Below are 24,943 nucleotides of genomic sequence, written 5' to 3'. Positions count from 1 at the left end.
TCCTTGTACCTCCTATTCTATCCACTGGGCGTTTGAAAATGGGTCAAGATATACTGCCTGATTGCCGTCAGGGTTATTGATGTCCTCCAGCTTTACCTTGCGTGCTCTCATCTCGTCAGAGATCATGGTTTTCCCGTCAATAGCTATGAGTTGGCCATGCGGCTTGGTGACGGCGATCACTTTACTGTCTTTGCCATCAACCTGGGTGCCGGCCCAGACCTCGGAAAGTTCCTGGTTCCAGAATGAGGCTGTGGGGTTAGTGATTAAGCCCTGCCAGCGTATCCGGGGGGCTACGACATAGGTATTGCGGATAACCTCAAGGGGTTGCGGTCTTTCCTCGGTCGGCTCGAAGCCCGGGGGGATTAGCTCGGCGAAACGCTCCTCGGCTTTCATCATCATCTGGTAAAGGGAGTCACCCTTGCTTTTTGAGGCAAACTCGATGAGATACGGCGGCCGCTTGTGGAAGAAAGCGGCAAAGAACGGTAGATAGCGGGCGAGCACCAGCCGGGGGTAATGGAATGTCAACAGAAGTATCTGGTGGCGCTGGCGCGGAAGTGACAAAAAATTAGTGACGTATTTCCGGGCTTTGGTATCCTCGATCGCCAGCTGAATATCGGCCTCGTCGATATAGGCGATGACGTTCTCTTCTCTGGTGAGGTCATCGGGACCCTCCAGCTTCTTGAAGTTCTCCGGCAGTAGTGAAGTCTTGTTGTGGGGTATGCCTACTACCGCCGGCGTCAGGTTGTACTTTTGCCCGTACCTCTCCAGCAGCCAGTAGGCCAGGGCGGACTTGCCGGTGCCCACGTCTCCCAGGATCAGGTAGGATGCTTTCGGCTGGATTATCTTATCCCAGGGGTTATTGACTTCCCCGCCTTGTTGCGGTGTCGCTTCCGGCGCCTTTTCTTTATCGGCCATGCCCATGCTCTTTAAAAATTCGTCTACATTGTTATCCTTGCTCATTTTACCTCTTTCTCCAGGGGGAGTTCCGGCTGATGTAAGAAAACAGTCTCGCCTGGCTTGAATCCATGCTGCTCAAGCAGTTCCTTCTGCGCATTACTGTCTACGGCTTGCTGTAATGCTGCCCGGTTATCGGCGCCGGCTGACCCGTGGTAATTTCCACCACACCAACAACGGCATTTTGTGCCCTTTGCCCTGTGGCACCTGTTGTCACAACGTCTTACTCTGGCCATGATATTAATCCCCCTTTTCCGGCTCATACATACCGGCGCGGACTTCAATCTTCAATTCCTTGCACGCCTTTTCTATCGGCTCGTAGGCTTCCTGAATATGTGCGCCCGTTTTATCGTTCACTGACGCACCCTGGGCTGACCATATATCCCCGCAATACTTCTCCAGCCGGATGATGTCCTGGGGATCGCTGGCAGACTTGATGGTGGCCACCACGGTTGCGAGCTTGATGTTAGGGCTTGCCGAACTGCCCCGGTACTGGCAAGTCAGCCGGAGGATCGGTTTCAGGGTAAAGCGTGGCTTGTCCTCGAACTCCTTTTTGAGTTCCTCGGTAAATTCCTCGATGCTGTTGAATCTGATAATCACTTTAACCCCCTTTCATTATTCCTCTTACGACTACGGGTTAGGGTGTTATCGTGTGTCATGTTCTAACCCGTAGTGTGTAAGAGGGCTAGACGGTTACCGGCCTATCTAGCAGATATGGCGGGCTTTCCCCGCCCCGTTATCATACTTTAACCCCCCTTCATTATCCTGGCTACTTCCTTTACGACTCCCGGATTTTTGATGGTCATGGATTGCCGACAAGTCGGCGTGATAAACTCAAAGTGAGGCTCCGGGTAGGGGTCATTCCAGTGCTGGTCTACCCAGGGCCAGCCGCAAATCGGCTCATAGATACCTGGTCCTAAATTCAGCTTGTTCATATCATCTTCACCTGCTTTGGTTGTATTGCGGACTGGGTTTCCGCTTTCACTGTTATCATAGGCATCTGGGATTGCACCACCTTTTCAGGCTGACGGACTATCTGGATTTTAGTCATGCCGTTGGCTTTCAAGTTCTCAACTATATTGTTAAACCTGGCAATCGCAGCATCGACCTCGTTTTCGTCCTTCACTGTGTCACCCCCGTACATCCCGCCGTACATTAACGGGTTGGGGTATGGCCTGATAGCGATATGTGTCGATAATTGGTAGTATCGAGTTGTCTCACTGATTAGAGGTTGAATCTCCAGGACGGCAGAGCTTTGCTCGGGATCCATGCGCCATGCCGCCGCCTTTTTATCGTGGCAGTCCTGGCAAATCGTGTCTTTTTCCCAGCTCCGGCCTATGCGTTTTGGGATGCGCTTACCACATTCGCAGGTTATCACTTCCACGTGTAAAAAACTAAGGTCGCTGCCTACCGGGTGGAAGATATCCCACACGTGGCCGTTGGTACACTCCCAGGTCTGGCACACGATTTTATTATGGTACTGGACTTCGGATAGTTTCAATTCTACCCCGTCCGCCGGGCAGTAGTATTTGGCTAACTCCATAACCCTTTACCTCTTGAGCAGGCAAACTTGCTCTAATATGTTTTCCGCCGTCCGCATGTTCCCGTTGCTGGATTGAGCGATAAAGTCCAGGTGACGTGCATCGGCCTCAATGCCAATGGTCTGGCAGATACGGGTGAGCTTGGCTTTCATACATTCAGGCTCTACCTTGTTAAATGGGTAAAGCTGGCAGCGTGAAGCTATCGTATCCGGCACCTTGTCCCGGGCTGTCGTGCATAAGATTATGACCAGGTGGGGCGGCGGCTCCTCGACAAGTTTCAACAGGGCAGCCCATGCCGGCTCGGTTAGCTGGTGACACTCATCTATGATATAGACTTTTTTCTTACTCATGGGTGAAAAGTAAGCCTTATAGCACAAGTCCTTAATATCATCTATTCCCCGGAAGCGTGCCCCGTCAATCTCCATTACGTCCCAGTGCCGGCCTTCGATGACGGCCTGGCAGCTCGGGCATACCCCGCAAGGTTCCCCGGTCCCGTTCATAGTCTCGCAGTTCAGGGCGGCCGCCAGTATCCGGGCGGTTGTGGTTTTTCCCGATCCGCTTGGACCGTGTAAAAGATAGGCATGGTGAAACTGGTGCATCACGGCCTGTTTTTTCAGGATCGCCGTTGCCTGGTCCTGGCCGAGCACTTCACTAAATGAGTGAGGCCGATATTCCGTGTAAAAACTCATGAATTTGTTTACCCCCTTTAGCTAAGTTGAGCGCCCCCGGCCAGCCGGGGGCCGTGCCCTAGCTATTCCCCGAAGTAGAATTGTTGAGCATAGGCCAATAGTGCGTCCCGTTCCTCACTGGTGATGTCTACAAGTTCAATCCAAGGGGTAAACCAGTCTTGATACTCGATCCGGGCGCGGTCGGGCTGGCCGTGTTCATCCAGATCGCCAACAATCCGGCAGGCCGGGCCGCCGGTACAAAGCAGGATTTTATATTCGGCGGGCTTGTTAAAATCATCATCACCGGGGGTGTGCCAATCGGAGCGCACTTCAAGCGGGTCCTCTTGTATCTTTTCTGCTGCATTGTCACGGTCATGATATTCCTGTTTATCGTCCTCGCTGGCTGTCATGCCCTCTTTATAATAGGTGTTAATCCCGTGGAATATCTCCTGATCGGTTAGCTCACAATCTTCCCCGCCGTCACAGTCGTCACAGTGTTGTAATCGTTTTACCATTGTCATGATAGACTCAAGTTGTGCCCGGGCTTGTTCCTCGGCCTGTTTGGTTTTTTCGTCTGTCATTGTCATTACTTACCCCCTATCCCGCCCGGCTGCCAGCTCGGGGCTTACGGCTTAGGACATTCTCCCAAGTGGCGGTAAATGTTCTTGTCTGTGTACTCCCATTTTATACAGCCCTCGCCGCGCCGGATGATACGCTTACACCGGTAGCATTTATGGCCTGATTTTAGACTCTGTATTGTTGTCGGCATTATTCCACCTCTACGTTATAGAATACCTGGACTTGGTTTTCGCTCTCCGCGTCCTGGCCGTCCGGTATGCCGTACTTGTCCCGGAGCTGCTTCTCTACCTGGCGGGTCTGGTCAATGAACTCAAGGCCAGAGCACACCCGGACAGCATCCGCGCACCCTTTGAATACTGCGACTACTACATTTACCTTTGCCATTTACGCCCCCTAGCAAGTATCTATTAAGATAATTTTACTGTATACCTCAAATTACCATAAATCAGGATTGTTGTCAATAGCCAGATTTAAAAATTGAAAAATATTTTTTGCTCTATATATGATCTTGATAATATATGGCGGGATTGAAACTGAAGCTAACTAGAATTAAAAGAATTGATTATTTGAGGTCTGAAAGTTTAAGCCATCCCCTGGCGATCCATCGCCGGACTGTCAGTATCAGCCGGCTGCGTACCAGTGGAAAATAACCGTCCGGGTCGTTCTCGGGTCCGAAATACCCGATAATTTTCATGCTATGTCCCTTGCCCTTTCCGATCTCTTGGATAGTGCCGAAGGGCTGCTTGTCACCATGCCCCAGAGTACGTTCCCTGGCGGCCAGCCATTTCCAGTAGTTTACGAGTTCACCCGGGCCGGGGTCGTCTATATCCCCGTTTTTAACCCGTTTGTACCCGTGGGAGCTGCCGCAGACCGGGCATAGTGCCTGGCGGTACTCCCTGCCGGGAGTAGCAGACCGCCGGACTATCTTGGCAGCTGGTGCGGCCGCCGTTATGACCTTATGCGGAGATGCCTGTATCTCACTTCTCTTTTTACCTGCCATAATTTATGTTCCCCTGGGAGGCCGGGTGAATATCTGCTTTCCGAGTTCCTGCTTGGCCGTGATTTTGCTGGCCTCTTCGCTAATGGCCTCGGTTATGGCTGAACGCTCCATGGCAGCCATGGGCGGCGCCGGCTTTTGCAGAAGTGTCAGTATTGTCTCTTTAATATCCTTGCCCGCTCCATCTATCTTGTCCATGGCCTTACCCATGATGTCATACTCACTTTTCGCTGCCTGGGATGAACCCTGTTTTTTAAGTTCCAGGCTAAAGGCTTCGAGTTTTGCATTTTGGGCTGCAATCTGATCTCGTAAAGTCTGTTTCTCCTGGTCGTCAAGTCTTCTGGTCAGGTCTGTAATCTGGGCTCTTAGAGCTTCCATAACCGGTGATTCTTTGCCTGTATTCCCCGCATCATCCATTTTTTTGGATAGTAAAGTGAGGGTATCCAGTAGTTCTTTATTCGTCCCGAAAAGTTCCTTGGCCTTGACCAGTTGGTCTATATTATCAAGGAGCCCACCACTCGGAGCGTTTCTACCACGTAAGCTGTCGATGAACTCCTGATGTTTCATTTCCTCTTCCAGGATTTCCCGGGCTGTTCTCTTTTCCCCTTGTGCCTGGCTCTTGTTGATAGCCTGGACGATGAGCAAATCCGACGCGCTTAGTTGCGCCCCATCTGCGATCTTGACATTACCCTCGGCATCCAGGACGAACGGTGTTTTCTTGGCCTCGCCATCTGTGTCCTTTTTATCCCGGTTTTTCTGGTCCATCAGGTCGCTCTTTATCCGCTGCGACAGCTTCTCCGCCTCGCCCCAGGAAAGCGGGGACTTATCCGATGAGTCGGCTACCTTGATAACGCCGGTTGCGGTATCAACGGAGTATTTTTCATCATGGTGCTTATCCTTCTCCGCTTTTTCTCTTTCGACATCGTTCATACCAGCCTCCTTTATTACCTCTGTTGGCACCCTGATATTCTTTTTGGTGAACCAGTACTCGAGCATTTGTTTCCGGGTGGGAGGCTCAATGTACTGGTGCCAGTCCTGCATTTTCTTGGCGAGCAGGTCCGGCCTCTCAAAGACGAACTCTCCACCGGTTGTTGCGATATCATCGGCAATAGTTTCGTAGAAGTCACCCTTGACTCCGATGCGGAATTTTTTCAGCAGTTCGATGAAGGCAGCCTTGTCCTCCGGCACATGCGGCTCGGATGCAATGTCAGGTCGCCTTTCCTCATCCGTGTTCCCCTCGATTTCCTCCGCAGGGGTAATTTCCTGCGGTTCTGCCGGGACCGTCTTTTCAATCTTCTTTGTTTTCTTTGTCGGCATAGTACTTCAGCCTCCTTATCCCCTCTTGAGTAAGACACCATCTTCCCGGTGAAACCCAGGAAGTTAATAAACCCTCTTCTGCGAGAGCGTAGAGTCTGCGTCTCGAGCCCTCCGGCTTATAACCGAAGTGCTCTACCAGGTCATTTACGACAACAATCTCACGTTCCCTGACATATTTTAAGACCTCTATCTTGGTCGCCCTGATCAAATATCGCTTGTTGTTGTGCGGCTTAATAGGCACATTATTAGTTTCCATCGCAAAAACAACCTTTTTATGCTTGCCTAGCCTATTTCTTATGCACGCCGTTCTGGAAGTCCTGCTGGAGCCGGGCATAGGCACAGTTCAGCGCAAACATCATGTAAGCCTGGAAAGATGGTTCCTTGATAAACCCGGCGGCATGGGCATACTGGGCGAGCTGGTCTATCAGCACCTCTTCGCTGGGTTTAAGCCGGAATCCCTTGACTACTGCCCTTTCCTTGGTTTCGGGTGTAGTCTCCTCATCGGTTGGCTGGGGTTCGGTATTTGCTTGTGCCTTTGTTTCCGGTGGGGCCGTATTTTCCACAATCGGCTGGGGTTCCGAACTAGCCGGGGGCGATGTCTCCGGCTGTTCTGTCTTGACAACAATCCTCTTCATGCTCCTATGTTAACACTAACTGGTAAAATAGTCAATAGGGGATATTGCTTTTTTATAATTTCTGTGTTAACATAGGGAAACAGCGTTGCTATAGGAAAGATATGGCCGTACAAGAGTTGAGTTTGCCGCAAACCGTGATTGATAAAGGTAAGATAATCTGGACATTGGATGACTTGCCTCCGCTGATGGTAGGCGATAATCTGGCTTTTAAAGCAGAGGGCTATCAGATACCTCTTGTCGGCCTGATAAGTGCCGAATCTTTTCACTGGGCGATGGTAGGGGCCAGGCAAATAGATGACGAGATCAGTATCGGCGACTATGGGGTGCATGATTCAACAAACAAGGGCATCACTGCTCACCTGCTTTCAGAATACCAGACCAGGCACATGCGTGTATACCGCCCGGTCTTACCTCAAGGCCGGCAGGAAGCATTAAAAGACGAGATTCTCAAGAGATACCTTTACTGGGGTGATCAGCATTATGATTACTTCGGTGTGGCGATGGTTGGTGTCTGGTGGTTAATCCATGAGGTAAAACCCGACTTCGAGTGGTTCGTTCATAACAGTCATAAGTTCTGGTGCCTGGAATTTAACTTTGTTGTCTGGAGAGATTTCGGTCTGCTGCTTGTGCCGGAGAGCGAACCTCCGCACCCAGGCAACATGGAGAGAAGCTCGAATCAAAAACTTATCTGGGGAACTTATTAAAGAAGCGCATTGAAGGAGATTATCAGAGTGGCTACAAAAAAGATATTATTGCTTGCCGTAAAAGGAGGCACCGGGAAGTCAACTACCACTGTCGGGCTCGGTAAAGCCCTCGGGTCCAAGGGATTTCATATAGGTTTTCTTGATATTGACCTCTCCGGCGCCAACCTTCCCATGGCCCTGGGTATGCAGGAACCATTACCGCATGTGCCTGTGGATATGATAAAAGAAAAGATGCTGGCCGTGAAATACGACGGCTTCGAGATATTCAGCCTGGCTTTTCGCTTTGGCACGGCCGCCCTGCTCTGGGGAGGCGGCAACCGTATCGTTAAAGCCTTTGGCCAGGAATTTAAACTGGATGGCACCGGACGCTATAACCTGGTCAAGCAGATGATACAGAATGTAGAGTTCGGGGATCTTGATTATCTGCTTATAGATAACCCGCCCTCATCTGGTGACGAAGTTTTATCTCTTTACGATAACATGCCGGATATCTACGGTTGCATCCTTGTCTCCCAGCCTACCAACTTGGCGGTCGAGGATATGGAGCGAGCCCTGGACATGATCGAGAACAAGCGGCTGCCCCTCATCGGCATGGTGGGGAACATGGTAAATGCTATCTGTCCCCACTGTCATCAGGAGTTCTACCCATTCTCTGCGCCCGGGGTAGAGTTGGAAGACTTCTGCCGGGCAAAGGGCGTTCCCTATCTTATCAGCATACCCATGACAACGGATAAAACTATGCTGGAATGTCGTTTTGGCGAACTGGCGGGAATAGTATTGAGCCAGAAGCCGGTGCTTATCTGGGAGAGATCTTTCAAGGAGCGCTTTGAAAATGCCGTGATCCAAGGAGCGATGAAGGCAGCTTTGAAAGGAATAAAATAGCGATGGAGGTAAGTAGTGCAAAACAATATTAAAGAGCCGGTGAAGTGCAATGACAAGTGCCCCTACTGCGGCAGCGATAAACGGATGGTCAAGGAGTATGTCGAAGAGCAGAGAAGTGAGGGTAATATCGGGTCTAAAGCCTTTCCCGATGGCGCGGGCAGCTTGAACCTAGCTTTTGTTGACCCCACTCTGCCGCGGTATCAACTGGGTCGGCCCGTGCCGGCGCCGGCGATGCAGGTTAAGTTCGATATCTGCGGGGAGTGCAAGAAATTATATCCTGTCGAAATAACTTACCAGCCTCAGATGACTATAGTGAGTATGACGCCGGCGCCAAGGATGAAAGGGGGCTAGTAAACTATCCCAGGACTAAAGGCTAGGACTTTTCCCTACCCGATTCCGATAAGGGCGGGTGAGAAGCATGGCTCGTTTACGAGAGCCCTACGGGAAATGTTTCCCGCAGCGACGGTATCAGCGGGTGAGGAGAATCCGCAAGATACACAGGAGAATATAGATTGAGAAGGACGGTTACGCTTATCAATACAGCCACAGACAGGACAGGTGCGAGAGGTATTACGAGGGTCAACAAGTTTGACTACAACTCCTGCCAGTATCGCTTTGTACTCGATAAAACTACGCAGTTGTCTGAATGCCCAAGAGTGATGTTGTCTCCTCTGGCTGTGTCGAACCGTGATTCTGTCATGGATACCGCTCAAATCTTCAAGAGCGATACCTCTGCCAGTGTCTTTAGCCTTTGCAACAATACTTTTGGCAATAGTGTGATTGATATTGGTAGCGAAGCGTCTTTCTTTGTGAGAACGTTTTACAAGAAGTCGTTTGGCTGCCTTTGTGCCTTTGGCTTGGAGTTTGCTACGAAGTTTGGCTTGACGCTTTCTGAGGCCGTTGATCTGATTACCGGAATACGTTTTGCCGTCGGAATCGGCGGCGATATTAACGATACCGAGGTCAATCCCCAAGTAACCATTGGGATCATTAGGAGTTGGTTCAGGAGCATCTACCACAACAGCAAGGTAAAAGGTACCATCACGGAGAATCAAGTCAGACTGTCTAACCTTACGGTCTATCCTAGCTTCTTGATAAGCGCCGATACGTGTGGGGACAATCTGTCTGCCGACCAAAGTCAGAATAGAGACCTTATCAAGCCCCTTCCAGGAAAGGATACGTTGGTCATAAACCATAGCAGAGTGGGGATTGAAAGAGTGCTTGACTTTTCTATCTACCTTATAGCTCTCCGAGACTTGGGCAATTGCTCTTACCGCCATCTGTGCCGAGAGTCCGTAGTGCTCACGAAGATAGCCATAAACTATGTGGTGAAGGTGGAATTGACCATAGGTAGAAGTCTCAAAAGCCTTACCCGATGCGTAGTTGCAACCTTCGTTGAATCTTTCCATTGTCTCAACCAGAGCTTTATGTTGATCTGGATTCGGAAAGAGTTTAATCATCAGGGTTTGTTTCATACCCGTAGTGTAGAGTATTATTATCCACATGTCAAGTATTTATTTAGAAGGGAGGTAGCGTCAATTCGCCCCTAGTTCTAAAGAGCAGGGTTGCCTTGACGCAATATTTATGATGACGCAGGAAACTCAAGGGAATCAGGAAATTCAATGGATACTGGCCGGTGGGGATGGATGGGTCGCCAGTTTGCTTAGAGGCTGTATGGCCTCGCAGAACAAGCTGCTTGATAAGTTCCCGGAAACCGAGCGACAAAAGGGCTATGGTTTTGCCTGCCAGCTGGTGATAAGCGGGGAAGGCGGTGGAGTTTTTGACCTTTGGTTCTGCGAGAACGGCCTGCAACCCAAGCCCCCCTCGGTGCCGCTGCGCAATACTGTCACGCTGCCATCGGAAACTCTTTTTGACCTGGTTACCCCAGATGTCAGCAGCCTGGTATACAGGTGCGATAATGAAGAGCATCGTGGTCTGGCAGCGTTGGCGAAGATGACGGAAGTCGATGGTGAAGACAAGGTGTTGCCGCGTCTGCGCCCCCGGCTTTCCCTTCGCAAGGCAGTGGCTAATCAGCTTATTGAGTTCGGCGGGGGGAAACCCGATATTGACTCCGAGATGTGGTCAAGTATCTTCGATAAGGTGATCTACGAGCTGGCCTTCCCCATTGTTATCAAAGGGCTAATCAAACAGGGTAAAAAGCAAAGGAGGAAGTAATATGGTAATGGGCAGGTTGCAAAAAGTAGTGGAGGAAGTTGCCGGGCTCCCCAAGCTCTCGGAAGCCAGTGCGATGCTGGATAGGCTGGACACGGTACTTAAAAGTCTTGATGAGCCGCGTTTGAAGGTACTGAGAGGCGTTACTGATAACTTGGTCAAGCTCCAGGCTCAGGGCGGGCCACAGGGGATGCAGGTCTTTGCGGCTGCCATGCAGGTGCTGGCGAATACACCTGCCGACAGAATTGACAAGGTGGTAAAGATAACGGAAGATATCAGAGAGACGGCAATGGCGGTTCAGAAAATAGTTAAATCTCTGCCGATGGACGCGCTGAAAAGTCTACCTATTAATGAGCTAGCCGAAGGGATAAAAAAGGCTATGAAGGGGTAATATTAAGCGTGGATATTCAGAATCTGGTTGAAGAATCCGCCCAAGTGCTTGACCGCGAGTTTTTGAGGGAGTGCGAACAGCACGTCCGTAAGGAATATTGCGAACATCAATATTGTGACCGGTTTCCCTGCGACGTAGTTCAGCACAACGTGCGTATGCTGAGACTATGCACCTGGGCAAAATACGTGAAATTGAACTAATATGAAACGTGTACTTCTTATATTATGTGTTGTGATCGGCTTACTCATAGGCTTGGCTATGTACTGGAATCAAACCGAGGCTGTCACCGGCCTGATTGTTGCCCTGGGTGGTGCGCTGACCAAGCTAATGGAAAAAGTACAATAGAAGGGGGATTACATGCCTGATATGCTCAAGGAGATTCCCTACGTCCTGCTGATTGCCGGCGCCGCCCTGCTGGGCTTATGGTGGAGCAATTTTTTCTTTGACCATGGCATCCCTCACTGGCAAAGTCGTAAAGTAGGCCACGCATTTGGTGGTGTGGCACTTCTTTTTTGTGCTCTCTTGTTCTCATCGTGGATATGGCCAGTGATTCTAATGACTGGCTTTGTCTTAATGCTTGGTGGAGCTAGGGTTATCAAGCCTGCAATGTTTCGTGGTGTAGGCAGTGGCCGGGGCACGGCAACACTTTCCGAGGTATATTTCCCACTAATATCTCTGCCTGTGGTTGGACTGGGTTGGGGGCTTTGGGATCGTCCATTAGAATCAGTAGCCTGTGTTCTGATGATGGCTTGGGGAGACTGTCTGACAGGATGGGTAAGAGGATTACGCTACACAAAGCCCACCAAGGGCTGGGAAGGTTCGCTAGCTATGTTTGCTACCTGCATGGTTATCAGTTGGGCATTCATAAAACCGTTTGGCTTAGGAGTGGCCGTGGCTGTAGGTGCTACCTTAACCGAGTATGTCTGTGGTGATGTCAGCCCAGTAAAGTGGCTGAGGTGGGCAGATGATAACTGGGCAATACCCTTGGCATCTGCTATAATTTATTTCGGAGCACTGTATGCTTTTGGTTTGTGATAAGTGTAAAGTAGAGTTTCAAAGGTCCCCCTTATTAATTAAAAAGCACAACTTTTGTTCAAAGGAATGCCGGTTACGCTGGTTTGGTTCTCTAAATCCTCCGTTAGTGATATTAAAATGTACTAAGTGTGGCCAAGAGTTTTCACGAAGACGAACGCAAATGTGGCCGACGGGAAATAATTTCTGCTCTCGAAAATGCCAAGGTGAATGGCATGCTCACCAAATGCAGGGTAATAAGAATCCTTTTGTGACGAAGTGGCGGGGTATGACAGAAGAGCAAAAAGGGGAATATGCGCAAAAAATCGGTCAACAAAACTACGGAAGGCACTTCTCTATCGAAATAAACAAGAAAAAGGGGCGACCTGGGGAGACAAATCCTTTCTATAGACATAAACACTCAAAAGAAACAAAAGAAGTCATAGGACGCAAAGCTCGTATTCGTATGAGCGATCCAGTAGAAAGGCAACGAATTATCGAAGCTGTTTTTGCGGCTAATCGTCGTCATCCAAACAAAGCTGAATTTAAGTTGGAATACGTCCTCACGAAATACTTTTCAGGAGAATGGGAATACACTGGTGATGGCCATCATATTGTTGGAGGCTATGCTCCCGATTTCAGCAATATGAATGGAATTAAGGCTGTGATAGAACTTTTTGGGGAATACTGGCACACTCGCACAAATATACCAGAGCACTATACCGAGTCAGGCAGAATAGAGGCATATAAATCTCTCGGCTTTCATTGTCTAGTTATTTGGGAGCACGAACTCAAGGATGAACAATCAGTTGTATATAAAGTCAGACAGTTCAAAGCTAATATAAAAAGGTAATGCGACCATACCTCTTGCCAGCGCATTGGTTATGGGATTGTTAACACTGCTCTAAATATTGTCTGACCATGTATTGACTTCCACAATCATTAGTATTATTATTAGTAATAACACTATGGTTCTTTTGGGGATGGGGTGAGCACAAATGGTTACTGTTTACGCGAGAATCTCCTATGGGAACGTCAGATCCTGAACCGGAGAAATACACACCTGTTCCTTCGTGGGGAGTTCCGTATTTGTGGAGGGTTCTCCATGCAAGTGGTGGCGAGTCGAAATATCATTGCTCCTGGCCGGAACTGCTGAAAAAGCTGCCGGAGCATATTGATGTGATAGCGATAATCAGGGTTAACCGGTAGGGAGGTGACTAATGCCTACGATATATTTAAGAAAAGACATCTATGACGAACTGGTAAAGAGCGGCAAGGACCCAAACACCTATGTTAACAACACGGTTGAGGCGGCGCTGAAAAAGGAAGTAAAACAACCTGATGATAGAGGAAAGAAGGCTTAAAATAGCTACGGCTAGAATTGGTCATACTGTTGAAGTTGCTTGCCCATACTGCGGAATTAAACATATAAAATATGTGTCCGATGTCAAGAGAGGTAGACGATTCTGTAGTGTGGCCTGTGCTCGTGCTTGGCATAAAGAGCATACTTATGCCGGATGGCGTTCTACACGCGTTAACGTTATATGTATACAATGTGGTAAGACTACTATCATACAGCCTTCGATAGCTAAAAGTAAAAAATTCTGTTCTATCTTATGCAAAAATAGATGGGAGTCGGAACATGTACATCGTCCTCAACCTAAAGGTCAAGAGAGCCCAAATTGGTGCAGAGTAGAAAGAATATGTGAGAACTGCGGTAGCGCATTCTATGTACGGCCATCAGTAAGTAGGCGCTTTTGTAGTAGGAAGTGCCTTTGGACATCTGTTTGGTGGCACGAATTGCAGGCTCGTCGCTTGAGAGAAGATGAAGACTTAAAAAACAAAATTGCGAAAGGTATCCAATCTAGCCCCAATAAGCCCGAAAAGGCATTAGGGTGTATATTAAATAGATACCATCCAGGAGAATGGGAGTATAATGACGGGAAATTAGTTCTGGATGGGCTCATACCAGATTATATAAACAAGAATGGCTTAAAAGCTGTAATAGAAATGTATGGGGATTACTGGCATGGGCCCAAAAGAGTTTTGAGGTGGAAATACACTGAACTAGGCCGTATAATGGCTTACAATACCCTTGGTTTCAAATGCCTAATTATATGGGAGAAGGAGTTGAAGAATGTCCAATCAGTCGCCCAAAAAGTTGATAGTTTCTTTTACGAAAAAGGTAAAAATTCATGTACTCCAGCTTAGTAGGCCATTTGCGGCCCCTTTCTTCCTTTCGAGTACGCTTTTAGGTTCTGTACTAGCAGGTGGCATCAACCTTAATGCCTGGATAGCTATGATAGCAGGATATTTACTCATGGCCGGCGGGCACAGTTTCAACAGCTTCTTGGACTATGCCTGGACCGGCTTGGATCGCGGGGAGAAAGAAAACCGGAGTGCCGAGAAGTCCTATACCGGTGGCCAGAACCTCATTGAGAATGGGGCGGTATCCTTGCGCGAGGTGCTGATTAACGCCCTGGTATACTACGCACTGGCGCTTGTGCCGATTATCTACCTGTCAGTACACGTCAGCTGGTGGCTGCTGCCAATAGCGGTCTGCGGTATGCTCATGACTTTTATGTATAGCTGGGGGAAATTTACTATCTGGGCTCATGAACTCTCCCTGGGATTGGCGGTCGGTCCGGTCGCTGTTCTAATTGGCATGTTTGCCGTTAACCCTAATCCACCCATAGTTAACGGGATTCTGGTGAGTGTCCCCACGGCCATCATCCTGAGCTTCCTGGGGCTGGCACTTGACGAGTGGCCGGATGCGGAAGCAAACCTGAAAAAGGGTGTCAAGAGCCTGGCTTACAAGGTGTGGGAGTATTCAGAGTGGAGTGGCTACTCCCATATTCCAAGTGGCCCATCTGAAGTCGATTGTGAGCGTACTAAATCTCTCGGCCTGCTTCGTTGGTATTGCACCGCTTGGCTTATGTTCATGTGCATCTACCACGTGCTGCTAATTACGCTGGGGATACTGATGCCGCTCACGGCGCTGGCCATGGTAGTGGTGCCGGTATGTGTCGGCCTGCTGGTGACCATGGAAAGAGATTTTCAGAAGAGCATGATAGCTATTGTGGCAGCCGGGGCGCTTTATCCGATTATAATACTGGTAGGGCAAATACTTGGATAGTTGGGTAGTTATAAGGAGAATGCTATGGGATATCCTGTAGATGCAAATCGAACCAGAAACGATCTGAGACACATGTTTGATTTATGGAATATCGAGCAGTTCAGCATCATGCGTGAGCAGGAAGAGTACGTGTCAGGTGGAATAAAGAGGGGAAACGGTGTCACCGTATCTTATTTCCGAAAAGGTGAATGGCAGACCGTATTCTGTAACCTATCGGACTATGCGCGTAACATGCGGTCAATATTCCTCTTTCTGGACAGGGTACGGATAGCTGAGAAATCTGGTATTAGTTATCAGGGACTAAGTTCGACAAAAGACTTGGTGAAGAGTACCGCCAATGGCACCACATCGGAGCAGGACCTACTTGAAGATGCCTACGATGTGTTGGGAGTTGACAAGAGCGACCCGACCGAACTCATTAAAAAGGTATATATGCAAAAGGTAAACTTTTATCACCCTGACCGAGGTGGTGATGCCGAAAAATTCAAACGCATTACCAAAGCCTACGAATTTATTATGAACTCCAGGGAAAAGAAGTGAAACAGCCTAACACCACCGAGCAGGAATTTCTGGATATGCTCATTACTGATACCAAGGGGCGTCTTTCGCTGGCACACCTGCTTGGGTGGACATCGGCACACTTCCGGCCCGGCATGTCGCAAAAGGGGTGGCGCACCGCAGTTGGGGGTGATGGCCAGGGGTTCCCGGACTTGATCCTGGTTAGGGCAATTAATTGTAGTGGACGGATTATTTACGCCGAATTAAAAATGAAGGGTAAGAAACCCACGCCGGAGCAGCGCCGGTGGCTTGACTTGCTCTATGACGCTGGGGAGGAAGTGTACCTCTGGATGCCAGAAGATACCGAAGAGATTGCTGAAATCCTGCATGTTGGCCAGGACCTATTGCCCGGGCGAACTAAATTTCTGTCAAGTTGGGGGAACCGGAGATGAATAGAACTGATATACCCTGGGTAAAAAATCCCGATGGAACGCCGGGCTTCACGGTCTCACCTAAAACCGGATGTCTTAATGGGTGCCCCTATTGCTACGCCCGGAAGTTGGCGAACGGGAGATTGAAGTCAAGGTATCTGGCGAATCCCAATATAGCTACTCCGAAGGTAAATTATAGCGGTTCAGGTGATGACTTTACACCGGGTGATATGATGGATGATGTTCTTAAACTTTCGGAGGCGAAGTGCGAAGCCTATGGGAACCCCTTCTATCCCCGCTGGTGTCCATCGAAGCTGGAGCAGATCCGGCGCCGGAAGAAACCCGCCGGCATCTTCCTGGATGACATGAGCGACTGGGCGGCTGATTATTGGCCGGAAGATTGGACACGGGCGGAGATTGAGACTATTAAGGCTTGCCCTCAGCATCGCTTTTACCTTTTGACCAAGCAATATAAAAATCTTCATAAATGGGCATATCCCGATAACGTTTGGGTAGGAGCTACTACAACCTGCTATTCGCAATTCTGGACTGCCCTGCCTGAGCTAAGGGTCATTCCCGCCAAGGTTAAATTCTTGAGCATCGAACCTTTTCTTGAAAGGATAACATCAGTACCGGGACCTGACCCATTGGGTGGACTGGGAAACTGGCTAAAAGAGTCAGGAATCTCCTGGGTGATTTTAGGTTGCCAGACAAAACCTGTAAAATTACCTGAGAGAGCCTGGGTGGATGAAATTATAACTGCCTGTGATAAGGCTGAGATACCGGTCTTCGTCAAGCCCCCATTATCTAACCTATTCAATATTCACCGGGAGGATATGCCGAAATGAAAGCACTCAGCGGCTACGCCGAATGGTTCTGGCTCATGGCCAAGAACATTAAACCGGAGGAGAACCGCCCATGGTCGCTCTTTCGGTACATCAAACGTGAAGAGTTGCCGATTCGGGTCTATCTTCATGCCAGCAAAACTAAAACACCCCCGGATGAACTGGCTTTTATTCGTAGTCATCTGGGTTCCGATCAGTTAATCGAATTTAATAAGGTAGACTGGGAGCGGTACCGTGGTAAAATCATCGCCGAAATAACTATCAGGGGGGAAATATCAGGGCCTGAGATTTCCACTCTGTCGCTCTGGGCTTTCGGTCCCTTCTGTTTTCTGGTAAATGACGGGGAACTTTATGATAATCCTATTCCATACCGTGGCCAGCTTGGCTTCTTTCCAGTTATATTACCATCTGTAAGATGACTATTACTATATATTATTAAGGAGGTAGTGATGAAACTATCATGTACGAAAGAAAAACTGGATTGGGGGCTTGGGGTGGTTGGGAAGGCAGTAGCTACCCGGACAACTTTGCCGATTACCCAGAACATCCTTATGTCTGCGGAAGATGGGGATCTCGTGTTGACAGCCACAAACCTGGAAATGGCGCTCGTGTGCCGTATAGGCTCTGATGTCAAGGAGAAAGGGGCAATCACCATACCCGCCCGGCTGTTCAGTGAATTTATCGGCTCTCTATCCAACGATGTGGTGTCTATGGAACTATTACCCGCGTCCAGGTCCCTGGAAGTGAAATGCGGCAGATCAGACGCCCGGTTCAGCGGCGTCGATGCGAAAGAGTTTCCTCCGGTTCCCCACATTGATGATACATTCATAGCCAGGGTGGAAGCGGAGGCCCTGTTTCATGGGCTCAGTCGGGTTGTATTCGCAGCATCCGACAATGACTCGCGGCCTGTTCTTACCGGTGTCAATGCTGTGTTTGCGGGTAAAACTCTGACACTAGCGGCGGCCGATGGATTCAGATTGTCCGTTGCCAGTTGTGAACTCAAGGAAAATTCCCGGCGAGATACGAATATTATTATACCGGCGAAGACACTCGTGACAGTCATGAGCCTTATCGGCAATCAGGAAGAGACGATTGACATTGCGGTCGATACCAAGACGAGCCAGGTGCTCTTCCACATCGGGAAAATAGAACTGGTATCCCAGCTTGTCTCGGGCACTTTTCCTAATTACGCTCAGTTGATTCCCCAGGGCTACGTAACGAAAGTAAACGTTGATAGAGGGGAATTGTGGAGAGCTGTTAAGGCAGTCGCGGGTTTTTCCCAGGGTTACACGGCCATTGTTCGGTTGAAGGTAATTGCCGGCAAAGAGGGTAATCCCGGACAAATGGTGATTGCCGGACAGGATGCAGACATCGGTGATGCTGTCGGAGAAATAGACGCGGTAGTAGAGGGCGAGGCTACCAGGATTGCCTTCGATGGTAAACTGCTGATGGGAGTGCTTAGTGAGCTCAAAGTGGCGTCATTGTCGCTTGAACTCAATAGCCCATCTTCCCCTGGTGTAATACGTGTGGTTGGTGAAAATAACTTCACCCATGTACTCATGCCGATGTTCGTTCAGTGGTAGTATGGGGTGTGCACGGGACATGCTTCATGGTGAGATAAAACTGTTCAATCGGTCGGTCGGACGCTATCGAAATGATAGATAAGCCTGATTACGGTAGATTGCAGGAAGCCCACCAGCCCTTAAAAGAGTATAGTGGAGGTGAGAAGTGAAAAGGATTCTGGTTGCAGTTGAAATCGACACGGATTTGAAGGAAGAGCCTCATCCCGTAGTCCTCTCCGATTTGGAGGCAGTGGTTGAAGAGGATTGTAAGGAATGGGGCTTCGATGCCAAGGTAAAGGCAGAACTTCAGGATGATGTCCTGGGGAAGTATACAAAAAAGTGGCTGGCGAAAGAAGTGGAAGCCCGGGAAGAGGCGGAGAAGATTGAGCGGATTAATCGCTGGGTGGAAAGGTCCGACTTCTTAAAAATAAAAGAGTAAATAGCAGCAGGAAGGGAATGAAAAATGAGTAAAGTCAAAGTTATCTCCCTGGGATACGCGGTGCCGGAATTTACGTACACCCAGGAAAAGATATTTGAAGTGCTGGGTTATCCTAGACCCTTTTTCCGAATGTTCAGAGATGCTCAAATTAATAAGAGATATTTCTGTTTGCCGCTTGAGAAGATAAAGACTCTTAGCTTCCAGGAGCAGCAGGAACAGTATGCCAAATGGGCGGTACAGTTGTCGTGTGAAGCGATAGTACAATGTTTGGATGGTCGTGATGTGCAAGATATCGGGTGTATTACCTATGGTAGTTGCACAGGACTGATGCCTGGACCATCTGCTAGTCATTATATCGGGGCTAAGTTCAATATGTCACCTTCGGTTTATCATTCCAATATTATAGGACAGGGTTGCGAAAGCGGTTTCCCGGGGTTAAAGCGAGGGTTTGACTTTGTGCAGTCATCCGGTAAAATGGCCTTGGTCGTGAACTGTGAACTCTGTGATTTAACCTATTTCCCTGAGAATGGGAAGCCGGATCAAGGTGACGGCTATTCTCTAATGCGAGCTAATGCCCTGTTCGGAGACGCAGCTGTAGCTTGTCTGGTTGGGCATGATGATGATTGGCGTCACCCAACCATCATTGACACCGAAACATATATCGATCATACTTACTTGAATGACTTGGGCTATCGCTGGCAGAATGGACGTTTAAGGGCTGTTATTTCCCGGAGAGTACCGGATCTGGCGGCAGAGGTAGCTTATAAAGCTATGAGTGGTCTTCTATCACGAACTAAACTTGACAGCCATCAAGTAAAATGGTGGGTAATTCATGCTGCGGGAAGTGGAGTATTGGATAATATTCGGGATGCTATCGGACTCTCGGAGGAGCAGATTAAACTTTCGCGAGAAACATTAAAAAATTTTGGCAACACGTCCAGTACCAGCGTCGGCATTACGGGTAAGCACTTAATGTTTCAAGATATTAAGCAAGATGATTATTTGATGATGTTGAGTATCGGGCCAGGAATGACCGGAGGAGCTACGCTTTGCAGGTTCCAGTAGATAAAAGAGATGATCTTGGTAGATTTGCCAAGGGCAATATACCAAAGTCCGCCTTTAGTAAGGGCCAAGTTCCTCATAATAAAGCGCAAACAAAAGCCCAGCAATTGATTTTAGGTAAAAAGGTGGGTAGTTGGCCAAAAGGTAAGGAAAGACCAGAAGTTAAATTATTTCTAGCCTCTTATGGTACGGGTCATGTGCCATGGAATAAAGGTCTTAATAAAGAGAAGGCTAAATTAATTGGGAAACGATTAGGAGGATGCAGCGTACTTGGTAGAACTCCGTGGAATAAAGGTAAAACCGGAGTATTTTCGGAAGATGCGTTAAAAAAGATTAGTGAAGGCTCTAAAAGATGGAAGCGTTCTTCAGTACATTTACAGAAACTGAGAGAGGGGCGTAAAGGGCTTACCGAGGATGCGAAAAAGAAGATTGGTGCTAAAAACAAAATAGCAATGATACAGAAATGGAAAGACCCAGAATACCGGAAAAGCCAATCATATATTATTGCCCAATCTCTCCATAAACAACCAAATATACCCGAGAAATATATACGGGATATTCTTGTACGAAATTTCCCCGGAGAATGGAAATATACTGGGGATGGTTCTCTTATTATCGAAGGTTACAGACCTGATTTCACTAATTGTAATGGTAGAAAAGAAATTATTGAAATATTTGGAGATTACTGGCACAAAAGAAAGAAACTTAAATGGCACCAAACAGAGTTAGGACGTATCATGGCTTGCGCATCGGTTGGTTTTAGATGTCTAGTTATTTGGGAGTATGAGATTAAAGAATTATCAGAACAAGAAATTGTGGACAAGATCAGACAATGGCAAAAATTGGCTAAGTGCCAGTAACGTGGCCCTCATGCGTTTTACTGAATAAAAGTAAACTTGTTATATTGCTGGTGAGCGATGCAAGGGGGGATTAATCCTCTTGAAAATCCCATATTGCCCCCGTTGTGGGAGTAAACTTCTACGTGAGTCTTCAGGGAATGGGATGTTTGAGTTTGTTTGTATGTTGTGCTCCAGACACTTCGATATACTGTTGCAACCGGTGAAACCAAGGAAAGCACCTATTACGAAAGGGCACAAATACCGGAATTAGTGGGGTAGAAATTGACAAATGGTGCTTTCTGAACAGATAATAAGGCCGGGGGAGTAACATGATTCCTGCGAGACAGCTGGCAGCGTTATATAAGTCCACGGTCGGGTTTCTGGGGCAGCGTGTCGAAAGAGCCCCGTCCACCTTCGCCACGGCTGGTCCTCATTCCCTGTTTGCGATAGCCGGCGGGCGTGTTGCAGTGACCTCGATGATAGGTGAGGTGGTGACAGCACCCTTTGGTGCCGGAGTCAATACCATACAGGGGTATTTGCAAAGGACGATTGGCGGTATTTTCTTTTTAGATGATGGGACTGCGGATATCGACAGCGCCCCGGTGGGCACGATACTTTCTGAAATAATGGTTCCGACCGATCCGATACTCGTAGATATCGTCGGCTATACCATAACCTGGTTACCCCTTTTACCTCCCGGCACAATCTCTTTAACGACATCGGCGGCTACCGGCGGATTAGGTGAACTTGGTTGGGTAATCTACTATATTCCTTATGACCCCGGCGCCAGCATCATGCCCATATAATTGACGTTTATGAGCAATATTTTACTAACAGGTGGATCGGGTCTGATAGGTAATGCCCTTGCTCAAAAACTGGTTGAACAGGGTCATACCGTTTACTCACTCTCTCGTCACCCTGTAGAATCAAGTAAAAATCTCATCGGTCTGCCCGGCGACATACTTGAGCCGAACCTTGGTATACTGGCGGTCCCTGCCGAAGGTTTCGATTCCTGTTATCATCTTGCCGGGCTGGTCAACCTGGGGCATGACAAAAAGGGGGACGTTTACGAGACAAACTTTATAGGAACACGTAATGTAATCAATTTCTGCGTCCGTTATGACGTGCCCCATCTATATTATTGCTCAACGGCATATTGTGAAGGCGGTCACAACCCTTACGAGAGGTCGAAAAAAGCGGCGGAGTTGATACTGGGAAAATCCGATATTCCCCTGAAAACCATCTTCCGCCCTTCTATTGTGATGCCCGAAGGCACCAGTTACGACGGGCACTTCTTTCAGCTTGTCTCGCTTATTGTAGGCGTCCATCACCGGGCTGAGGTTATCCGCCGGTATATCGAGGGGCAGATGCGCTTACCCGAGCTGCGGCCGCTGTTCCGGCTGCCGGGGAATCCTGACGGGGTATTAAACCTTATCAGAGTCGATGATGTCGCCCGCGGCATGGCTGATATTAAAGACGAGGGGACATTCCAGATTGTAAACGATTCTCCGCCATCTTTATCTCAAATAGCGGACTGGGTGGGCGAGGTTATACTCCTGGACTTCCGCATAGAGCCTGAATTTCAGGCCACGCCAATCGAGGCAGCCCTGCGGCGCTTGGGTTATGCTTTTATCCCCTACCTGCAAGGGGATGATTTCAAAAGCGACCTGAGTAACTGCTCTAAAATCGACAAGCGGTACATTCAGGAAAGTATAAAGCGTTTTCTCTTAAAGTCTTGACATATCCCTCTTGACGGATTAAACTCCTATCAGGAGGATGGCTATGGATATAACGAGCAAACAGGTTAATGCCCTCAAAGTTGCCGAGATTCTCCTGAAGCCCTCTAATCCTAAAGAAGGCCCCCCGGTGCCTGCCAGTTGGGACATTTCGTGGCCCGGTTTCCTGACAAGAGGCATACAGCGTCTTATCGACGAACCGCCCTGGAAAACCATTCCGCAAAAAGGGCTTATGGAGGAACTGCGGCGGGAGTTCGAGATAGTAACCGGGAGCAAACTATGAACGAATACCAGCGAAGACAACAGCAGCAGGTAGAACTGACCAAACTTACGGACTTTACCAAACTCTTTACCCTTAACCCGTTTCAAGCAATCTGGTATTTGCTACCCCAATTCCCTTGGGAGGGTCCGCCCGTACCGAGATTTCTACCCGGCTGGCCGTGGAACTGGTAGCGAGGAGGTTGATATGAAATTTCCGGTTGACCTTGCGGAGTCATCGGGTGCTTTGTTCACTTTAAAAGAGGTGACATGGACACCCGAAATCCCTAAAAAGAACGATGCTTTTACTGTCGAAGGGAAAGTAGAGCTATTCGGTATTCCTTTATTGGTGCCTGTCTGGGTTATCGTATCTGTTACCTATCCAGAGGAGTGGTGGGAAATCATAGGATCTCCCGCTGAATATAAAACAGCGATGACGTGGCTCGGCAATTTTAAGGTAACCTTCGATAAAGGGTTTAGCCGGGATGGAGAGTACAAACTGGAAGTCAGCGCGTATGCCGGCCCGACGACCACAGTATCTATTATTAGTTCCAAATCCGTGACGCTGCCGCCGTTTCCGTCTTTAACCAAATTGACCGAACAGACCTTTAGCGTCTCAAGCGAAGAGGCCGGGTTTGCCATCTCCCAACCGACGGCGACCCCCAACTCCGTAATGCCGGGCAATACGGTAACGATCAAGTGCACGGTGACATCAGGGTATTCTACCGCGCAGTCCGTCACGGCCAAGGTCTATATCTATGAAGGCAGCGCCTTGGCTGGTCACGGCACGTTGCTGACGACCAAGACGGTTAACTTCAATATAGAGCCTGGCGCGTCTCATGACATCGTGGTTACCGATACGGCGGTAGCCGGGAGCATAGACCGGCGTGACGTGGGGGTGGAACTATTCATTGGCGGCACGTCGATCGCCAGTGACGAATGGGACGATGTGTTCAATGTCCAGCAAGTGAGTGAAGGTTTTACTCTTTCCCAGCCGACCGCCTCTCCTGTTAATGTTGTCGCCGGCAGCGCGGTGACTTTAACCTGCCCGGTCAAATCGAATTATGATACTGCCAAATCGGTGACGGCCAAAGTCTATATATATGAAGGCAGCGCCCTGGCAGGACATGGCACGTTGCTGACGACTAAGACGGTCAACTTCAGCATAGCACCGGGAGCCACCTATAATGTGGTGGTTACCGACACGGCGGTATCCGGGAGTATCGATCGGAGAGATATTGGAGTGGAGCTATTCGTCGGTGGCACGTCGATCGCCAGTGACGAATGGGACGATGTGTTCTATGTAACGAGTGCTCCGGTGGTAGCTTTTACACTGGGACAACCATCGGCCAGCCCCGGCCAGGTCGCCCCGGGTAGTGCAGTGACCATCACCTGTCCGGTGTCATCACAGTCCTCCGCCAGCCAATCGGTAACGGCCAAGGTCTATATATATGAAGGTAGTGCCCTGGCTGGTCACGGCACGCTGCTGGCGACCAAGACGGTCAACTTCAGCGTGGCTCCTGGGTCCACCTATAACGTGGTGGTTACTGACACGGCGGTAGCCGGGAGTATCGATCGGAGAGATATTGGAGTGGAGCTATTCGTCGGTGGCACGTCGATCACCAGTGACGAGTGGGACGACGTGTTCTATGTAACGAGTGCTCCGGTGGTAGCTTTTACACTGGGACAACCATCGGCCAGCCCCGGCCAGGTCGCCCCGGGTAGTGCAGTGACCATCACCTGTCCGGTGTCATCGCAGTCCTCAGCCACTCAATCGGTGACGGCCAAGGTCTATATCTATGAAGGCAGTATCTTGTCTGGTCATGGCACGTTGCTGACGACTAAGACGGTCAACTTCAGCATAGCACCGGGAGCCACCTATAATGTGGTGGTTACCGACACGGCGGTAGCCGGGAGTATCGATCGGAGAGATATTGGAGTGGAGCTATTCGTCGGTGGCACGTCGATCGCCAGTGACGAGTGGGACGATGTGTTCTATGTAACGAGTGGCGGGCAAGGCACACTATCAGGGTCAATCCATGGAGGTATTATTTATTATGAAGGACTCGGGCTTTGGAAACAGATTGAATCCGGACTCCAGGTTCCAATGGACAAAGCCATCTCTCTGGCTATAGGATGGATTAACACCTCTGATGTCAGCGAGATTGGTCACATTGACCTGACGATTGATGGCTTCATTCCTATATCAGCCATCGAAAAACAGGATACAGAGGCAGAGCCCGGAGATGGCTGGTATATATTATTTTCCGACTTTGTATTTTCGGG

Annotated in this window: 39 protein-coding genes; 26 read left to right on the top strand and 13 right to left on the bottom strand. The window is 49.0% G+C overall.

Translation table 11 applies throughout. From position 1 onward, the window contains the following. Positions 1 to 12 precede the first annotated feature (12 nt). The 12 genes from PHI12_06585 to PHI12_06530 form a co-directional block, all read right to left on the bottom strand. The gene (locus PHI12_06585) at positions 13 to 960 is read right to left on the bottom strand and encodes a hypothetical protein (GenBank protein MDD5510456.1); all 948 of its coding nucleotides are present in this window, start codon (positions 958 to 960) and stop codon (positions 13 to 15) included. Beyond that, complete coding sequence (locus tag PHI12_06580) at positions 957 to 1,190, bottom strand: hypothetical protein (protein ID MDD5510455.1); 234 nt, start codon at positions 1,188 to 1,190, stop codon at positions 957 to 959. Before PHI12_06580 ends, PHI12_06585 begins: the two co-directional genes overlap by 4 nt. Positions 1,191 to 1,194: 4 nt before the next feature. Further along, positions 1,195 to 1,554, bottom strand: coding sequence for a hypothetical protein (locus PHI12_06575; protein MDD5510454.1), 360 nt, complete (start codon positions 1,552 to 1,554; stop codon positions 1,195 to 1,197). A gap of 146 nt (positions 1,555 to 1,700) precedes the next feature. After that, entirely contained in the window at positions 1,701 to 1,889 is a 189-nt protein-coding gene (locus PHI12_06570) for a hypothetical protein (GenBank protein MDD5510453.1), read from the bottom strand. Continuing rightward, positions 1,886 to 2,497, bottom strand: a complete 612-nt coding sequence (locus PHI12_06565; protein ID MDD5510452.1) for a hypothetical protein — start codon at positions 2,495 to 2,497, stop codon at positions 1,886 to 1,888. The genes PHI12_06570 and PHI12_06565 overlap by 4 nt, the downstream gene beginning before the upstream one ends. Positions 2,498 to 2,503: 6 nt before the next feature. Beyond that, complete coding sequence (gene dnaX, locus PHI12_06560) at positions 2,504 to 3,184, bottom strand: DNA polymerase III subunit gamma/tau (protein MDD5510451.1); 681 nt, start codon at positions 3,182 to 3,184, stop codon at positions 2,504 to 2,506. 62 nt (positions 3,185 to 3,246) lie between these two features. After that, the gene (locus tag PHI12_06555; protein ID MDD5510450.1) at positions 3,247 to 3,744 is read right to left on the bottom strand and encodes a hypothetical protein; all 498 of its coding nucleotides are present in this window, start codon (positions 3,742 to 3,744) and stop codon (positions 3,247 to 3,249) included. Between the two features lie 187 nt (positions 3,745 to 3,931). Beyond that, on the bottom strand, positions 3,932 to 4,126 hold the full coding sequence (locus PHI12_06550) for a hypothetical protein (protein MDD5510449.1): 195 nt from the start codon (positions 4,124 to 4,126) through the stop codon (positions 3,932 to 3,934). A 178-nt stretch (positions 4,127 to 4,304) separates the two neighbouring features. Next, positions 4,305 to 4,742 carry a hypothetical protein gene (locus tag PHI12_06545; protein ID MDD5510448.1) on the bottom strand — a complete coding sequence of 146 codons (438 nt, stop codon included), beginning with the start codon at positions 4,740 to 4,742 and terminating at the stop codon, positions 4,305 to 4,307. Positions 4,743 to 4,745: 3 nt separating this feature from the next. Next, positions 4,746 to 6,056 carry a hypothetical protein gene (locus tag PHI12_06540; GenBank protein MDD5510447.1) on the bottom strand — a complete coding sequence of 437 codons (1,311 nt, stop codon included), beginning with the start codon at positions 6,054 to 6,056 and terminating at the stop codon, positions 4,746 to 4,748. Further along, on the bottom strand, positions 6,028 to 6,312 hold the full coding sequence (locus tag PHI12_06535; GenBank protein MDD5510446.1) for a hypothetical protein: 285 nt from the start codon (positions 6,310 to 6,312) through the stop codon (positions 6,028 to 6,030). The genes PHI12_06540 and PHI12_06535 overlap by 29 nt, the downstream gene beginning before the upstream one ends. 31 nt (positions 6,313 to 6,343) lie before the next feature. Next, positions 6,344 to 6,691, bottom strand: coding sequence for a hypothetical protein (locus PHI12_06530; protein ID MDD5510445.1), 348 nt, complete (start codon positions 6,689 to 6,691; stop codon positions 6,344 to 6,346). Positions 6,692 to 6,813: 122 nt separating this feature from the next. Between PHI12_06530 and PHI12_06525 the strand changes: the two genes are divergently transcribed. From PHI12_06525 to PHI12_06515, 3 genes are read left to right on the top strand one after another with little or no spacing between them, the layout of a single operon-like run. Next, on the top strand, positions 6,814 to 7,395 hold the full coding sequence (locus PHI12_06525; protein MDD5510444.1) for a hypothetical protein: 582 nt from the start codon (positions 6,814 to 6,816) through the stop codon (positions 7,393 to 7,395). Positions 7,396 to 7,422: 27 nt separating this feature from the next. Then, entirely contained in the window at positions 7,423 to 8,277 is an 855-nt protein-coding gene (locus tag PHI12_06520; protein ID MDD5510443.1) for a P-loop NTPase, read from the top strand. A gap of 15 nt (positions 8,278 to 8,292) precedes the next feature. Continuing rightward, entirely contained in the window at positions 8,293 to 8,628 is a 336-nt protein-coding gene (locus PHI12_06515; protein ID MDD5510442.1) for a hypothetical protein, read from the top strand. A 35-nt stretch (positions 8,629 to 8,663) separates the two neighbouring features. Here the strand turns inward: PHI12_06515 and PHI12_06510 are convergent, their stop codons facing one another. Next, entirely contained in the window at positions 8,664 to 9,686 is a 1,023-nt protein-coding gene (locus PHI12_06510) for an RNA-guided endonuclease TnpB family protein (protein ID MDD5510441.1), read from the bottom strand. 175 nt (positions 9,687 to 9,861) lie between these two features. Between PHI12_06510 and PHI12_06505 the strand changes: the two genes are divergently transcribed. The 23 genes from PHI12_06505 to PHI12_06395 form a co-directional block, all read left to right on the top strand. Further along, on the top strand, positions 9,862 to 10,452 hold the full coding sequence (locus PHI12_06505) for a hypothetical protein (GenBank protein ID MDD5510440.1): 591 nt from the start codon (positions 9,862 to 9,864) through the stop codon (positions 10,450 to 10,452). A 1-nt stretch (position 10,453) separates the two neighbouring features. After that, positions 10,454 to 10,840, top strand: a complete 387-nt coding sequence (locus PHI12_06500) for a hypothetical protein (GenBank protein MDD5510439.1) — start codon at positions 10,454 to 10,456, stop codon at positions 10,838 to 10,840. A gap of 8 nt (positions 10,841 to 10,848) precedes the next feature. Beyond that, positions 10,849 to 11,040 carry a hypothetical protein gene (locus tag PHI12_06495; GenBank protein ID MDD5510438.1) on the top strand — a complete coding sequence of 64 codons (192 nt, stop codon included), beginning with the start codon at positions 10,849 to 10,851 and terminating at the stop codon, positions 11,038 to 11,040. Position 11,041: 1 nt separating this feature from the next. Beyond that, positions 11,042 to 11,185: a hypothetical protein gene (locus PHI12_06490; GenBank protein MDD5510437.1), complete on the top strand. Its 144-nt coding sequence runs from the start codon at positions 11,042 to 11,044 to the stop codon at positions 11,183 to 11,185. A gap of 12 nt (positions 11,186 to 11,197) precedes the next feature. Continuing rightward, the gene (locus tag PHI12_06485) at positions 11,198 to 11,875 is read left to right on the top strand and encodes a hypothetical protein (GenBank protein MDD5510436.1); all 678 of its coding nucleotides are present in this window, start codon (positions 11,198 to 11,200) and stop codon (positions 11,873 to 11,875) included. 265 nt (positions 11,876 to 12,140) lie between these two features. After that, on the top strand, positions 12,141 to 12,704 hold the full coding sequence (locus PHI12_06480) for a hypothetical protein (protein ID MDD5510435.1): 564 nt from the start codon (positions 12,141 to 12,143) through the stop codon (positions 12,702 to 12,704). A gap of 173 nt (positions 12,705 to 12,877) precedes the next feature. Further along, entirely contained in the window at positions 12,878 to 13,060 is a 183-nt protein-coding gene (locus PHI12_06475) for a hypothetical protein (protein MDD5510434.1), read from the top strand. A gap of 11 nt (positions 13,061 to 13,071) precedes the next feature. Then, positions 13,072 to 13,215 (top strand): hypothetical protein, encoded by a 144-nt coding sequence (locus PHI12_06470; protein MDD5510433.1) that lies wholly within the window; start codon positions 13,072 to 13,074, stop codon positions 13,213 to 13,215. 451 nt (positions 13,216 to 13,666) lie between these two features. Continuing rightward, positions 13,667 to 14,062, top strand: a complete 396-nt coding sequence (locus PHI12_06465) for a hypothetical protein (protein ID MDD5510432.1) — start codon at positions 13,667 to 13,669, stop codon at positions 14,060 to 14,062. Between the two features lie 109 nt (positions 14,063 to 14,171). Then, positions 14,172 to 14,987, top strand: coding sequence for a prenyltransferase (locus tag PHI12_06460; GenBank protein ID MDD5510431.1), 816 nt, complete (start codon positions 14,172 to 14,174; stop codon positions 14,985 to 14,987). 24 nt (positions 14,988 to 15,011) lie between these two features. Next, positions 15,012 to 15,527, top strand: a complete 516-nt coding sequence (locus PHI12_06455) for a J domain-containing protein (protein ID MDD5510430.1) — start codon at positions 15,012 to 15,014, stop codon at positions 15,525 to 15,527. Continuing rightward, positions 15,524 to 15,937, top strand: coding sequence for a VRR-NUC domain-containing protein (locus tag PHI12_06450; protein MDD5510429.1), 414 nt, complete (start codon positions 15,524 to 15,526; stop codon positions 15,935 to 15,937). Before PHI12_06455 ends, PHI12_06450 begins: the two co-directional genes overlap by 4 nt. Next, a complete protein-coding gene (locus PHI12_06445; protein MDD5510428.1) occupies positions 15,934 to 16,764 on the top strand; it encodes a DUF5131 family protein in 831 nt (276 codons plus the stop codon). The genes PHI12_06450 and PHI12_06445 overlap by 4 nt, the downstream gene beginning before the upstream one ends. Continuing rightward, entirely contained in the window at positions 16,761 to 17,180 is a 420-nt protein-coding gene (locus tag PHI12_06440) for a hypothetical protein (GenBank protein ID MDD5510427.1), read from the top strand. The genes PHI12_06445 and PHI12_06440 overlap by 4 nt, the downstream gene beginning before the upstream one ends. 30 nt (positions 17,181 to 17,210) lie before the next feature. Further along, positions 17,211 to 18,344 carry a DNA polymerase III subunit beta gene (gene dnaN, locus PHI12_06435; GenBank protein MDD5510426.1) on the top strand — a complete coding sequence of 378 codons (1,134 nt, stop codon included), beginning with the start codon at positions 17,211 to 17,213 and terminating at the stop codon, positions 18,342 to 18,344. Positions 18,345 to 18,489: 145 nt separating this feature from the next. Next, positions 18,490 to 18,762: a hypothetical protein gene (locus PHI12_06430; protein ID MDD5510425.1), complete on the top strand. Its 273-nt coding sequence runs from the start codon at positions 18,490 to 18,492 to the stop codon at positions 18,760 to 18,762. Positions 18,763 to 18,786: 24 nt separating this feature from the next. Next, the gene (locus PHI12_06425) at positions 18,787 to 19,827 is read left to right on the top strand and encodes a 3-oxoacyl-[acyl-carrier-protein] synthase III C-terminal domain-containing protein (protein MDD5510424.1); all 1,041 of its coding nucleotides are present in this window, start codon (positions 18,787 to 18,789) and stop codon (positions 19,825 to 19,827) included. Then, the gene (locus tag PHI12_06420) at positions 19,812 to 20,684 is read left to right on the top strand and encodes a hypothetical protein (protein ID MDD5510423.1); all 873 of its coding nucleotides are present in this window, start codon (positions 19,812 to 19,814) and stop codon (positions 20,682 to 20,684) included. Before PHI12_06425 ends, PHI12_06420 begins: the two co-directional genes overlap by 16 nt. Positions 20,685 to 20,992: 308 nt before the next feature. Then, positions 20,993 to 21,469, top strand: coding sequence for a hypothetical protein (locus PHI12_06415; protein ID MDD5510422.1), 477 nt, complete (start codon positions 20,993 to 20,995; stop codon positions 21,467 to 21,469). Between the two features lie 9 nt (positions 21,470 to 21,478). Beyond that, a complete protein-coding gene (locus PHI12_06410) occupies positions 21,479 to 22,402 on the top strand; it encodes an SDR family oxidoreductase (protein ID MDD5510421.1) in 924 nt (307 codons plus the stop codon). Between the two features lie 43 nt (positions 22,403 to 22,445). Further along, positions 22,446 to 22,682, top strand: a complete 237-nt coding sequence (locus tag PHI12_06405; GenBank protein ID MDD5510420.1) for a hypothetical protein — start codon at positions 22,446 to 22,448, stop codon at positions 22,680 to 22,682. Continuing rightward, a complete protein-coding gene (locus PHI12_06400; protein MDD5510419.1) occupies positions 22,679 to 22,852 on the top strand; it encodes a hypothetical protein in 174 nt (57 codons plus the stop codon). The genes PHI12_06405 and PHI12_06400 overlap by 4 nt, the downstream gene beginning before the upstream one ends. A gap of 13 nt (positions 22,853 to 22,865) precedes the next feature. Further along, the coding region (locus PHI12_06395; GenBank protein ID MDD5510418.1) for a hypothetical protein at positions 22,866 to 24,943 on the top strand (2,078 nt) is incomplete at its 3' end.

Source organism: Dehalococcoidales bacterium (genome assembly GCA_028716225.1).
GTDB lineage: Bacteria > Chloroflexota > Dehalococcoidia > Dehalococcoidales > UBA5760 > UBA5760.
This window is presented reverse-complemented; position numbering and strand designations above follow the sequence as displayed.

What these genes read in the sequence shown, in the direction of transcription:
- PHI12_06490 (MDD5510437.1), top strand. Translation starts at nt 11,042, where the DNA reads ATGAAACGTGTACTTCTTATATTATGTGTTGTGATCGGCTTACTCATA.
- PHI12_06415 (MDD5510422.1), top strand. Translation starts at nt 20,993, where the DNA reads ATGATTCCTGCGAGACAGCTGGCAGCGTTATATAAGTCCACGGTCGGG.
- PHI12_06565 (MDD5510452.1), bottom strand. Translation starts at nt 2,497, where the DNA reads ATGGAGTTAGCCAAATACTACTGCCCGGCGGACGGGGTAGAATTGAAA.
- PHI12_06555 (MDD5510450.1), bottom strand. Translation starts at nt 3,744, where the DNA reads ATGACAGACGAAAAAACCAAACAGGCCGAGGAACAAGCCCGGGCACAA.
- PHI12_06535 (MDD5510446.1), bottom strand. Translation starts at nt 6,312, where the DNA reads ATGGAAACTAATAATGTGCCTATTAAGCCGCACAACAACAAGCGATAT.
- PHI12_06445 (MDD5510428.1), top strand. Translation starts at nt 15,934, where the DNA reads ATGAATAGAACTGATATACCCTGGGTAAAAAATCCCGATGGAACGCCG.
- PHI12_06485 (MDD5510436.1), top strand. Translation starts at nt 11,198, where the DNA reads ATGCCTGATATGCTCAAGGAGATTCCCTACGTCCTGCTGATTGCCGGC.
- PHI12_06405 (MDD5510420.1), top strand. Translation starts at nt 22,446, where the DNA reads ATGGATATAACGAGCAAACAGGTTAATGCCCTCAAAGTTGCCGAGATT.
- PHI12_06550 (MDD5510449.1), bottom strand. Translation starts at nt 4,126, where the DNA reads ATGGCAAAGGTAAATGTAGTAGTCGCAGTATTCAAAGGGTGCGCGGAT.
- PHI12_06545 (MDD5510448.1), bottom strand. Translation starts at nt 4,742, where the DNA reads ATGGCAGGTAAAAAGAGAAGTGAGATACAGGCATCTCCGCATAAGGTC.
- PHI12_06580 (MDD5510455.1), bottom strand. Translation starts at nt 1,190, where the DNA reads ATGGCCAGAGTAAGACGTTGTGACAACAGGTGCCACAGGGCAAAGGGC.
- dnaX (MDD5510451.1), bottom strand. Translation starts at nt 3,184, where the DNA reads ATGAGTTTTTACACGGAATATCGGCCTCACTCATTTAGTGAAGTGCTC.
- PHI12_06570 (MDD5510453.1), bottom strand. Translation starts at nt 1,889, where the DNA reads ATGAACAAGCTGAATTTAGGACCAGGTATCTATGAGCCGATTTGCGGC.
- PHI12_06440 (MDD5510427.1), top strand. Translation starts at nt 16,761, where the DNA reads ATGAAAGCACTCAGCGGCTACGCCGAATGGTTCTGGCTCATGGCCAAG.
- PHI12_06500 (MDD5510439.1), top strand. Translation starts at nt 10,454, where the DNA reads ATGGTAATGGGCAGGTTGCAAAAAGTAGTGGAGGAAGTTGCCGGGCTC.
- PHI12_06460 (MDD5510431.1), top strand. Translation starts at nt 14,172, where the DNA reads ATGGCCGGCGGGCACAGTTTCAACAGCTTCTTGGACTATGCCTGGACC.
- PHI12_06585 (MDD5510456.1), bottom strand. Translation starts at nt 960, where the DNA reads ATGAGCAAGGATAACAATGTAGACGAATTTTTAAAGAGCATGGGCATG.
- PHI12_06410 (MDD5510421.1), top strand. Translation starts at nt 21,479, where the DNA reads ATGAGCAATATTTTACTAACAGGTGGATCGGGTCTGATAGGTAATGCC.
- PHI12_06505 (MDD5510440.1), top strand. Translation starts at nt 9,862, where the DNA reads ATGATGACGCAGGAAACTCAAGGGAATCAGGAAATTCAATGGATACTG.
- PHI12_06400 (MDD5510419.1), top strand. Translation starts at nt 22,679, where the DNA reads ATGAACGAATACCAGCGAAGACAACAGCAGCAGGTAGAACTGACCAAA.
- PHI12_06470 (MDD5510433.1), top strand. Translation starts at nt 13,072, where the DNA reads ATGCCTACGATATATTTAAGAAAAGACATCTATGACGAACTGGTAAAG.
- PHI12_06530 (MDD5510445.1), bottom strand. Translation starts at nt 6,691, where the DNA reads ATGAAGAGGATTGTTGTCAAGACAGAACAGCCGGAGACATCGCCCCCG.
- PHI12_06480 (MDD5510435.1), top strand. Translation starts at nt 12,141, where the DNA reads ATGACAGAAGAGCAAAAAGGGGAATATGCGCAAAAAATCGGTCAACAA.
- PHI12_06475 (MDD5510434.1), top strand. Translation starts at nt 12,878, where the DNA reads ATGGGAACGTCAGATCCTGAACCGGAGAAATACACACCTGTTCCTTCG.
- dnaN (MDD5510426.1), top strand. Translation starts at nt 17,211, where the DNA reads ATGAAACTATCATGTACGAAAGAAAAACTGGATTGGGGGCTTGGGGTG.
- PHI12_06425 (MDD5510424.1), top strand. Translation starts at nt 18,787, where the DNA reads ATGAGTAAAGTCAAAGTTATCTCCCTGGGATACGCGGTGCCGGAATTT.
- PHI12_06540 (MDD5510447.1), bottom strand. Translation starts at nt 6,056, where the DNA reads ATGCCGACAAAGAAAACAAAGAAGATTGAAAAGACGGTCCCGGCAGAA.
- PHI12_06455 (MDD5510430.1), top strand. Translation starts at nt 15,012, where the DNA reads ATGGGATATCCTGTAGATGCAAATCGAACCAGAAACGATCTGAGACAC.
- PHI12_06510 (MDD5510441.1), bottom strand. Translation starts at nt 9,686, where the DNA reads ATGGAAAGATTCAACGAAGGTTGCAACTACGCATCGGGTAAGGCTTTT.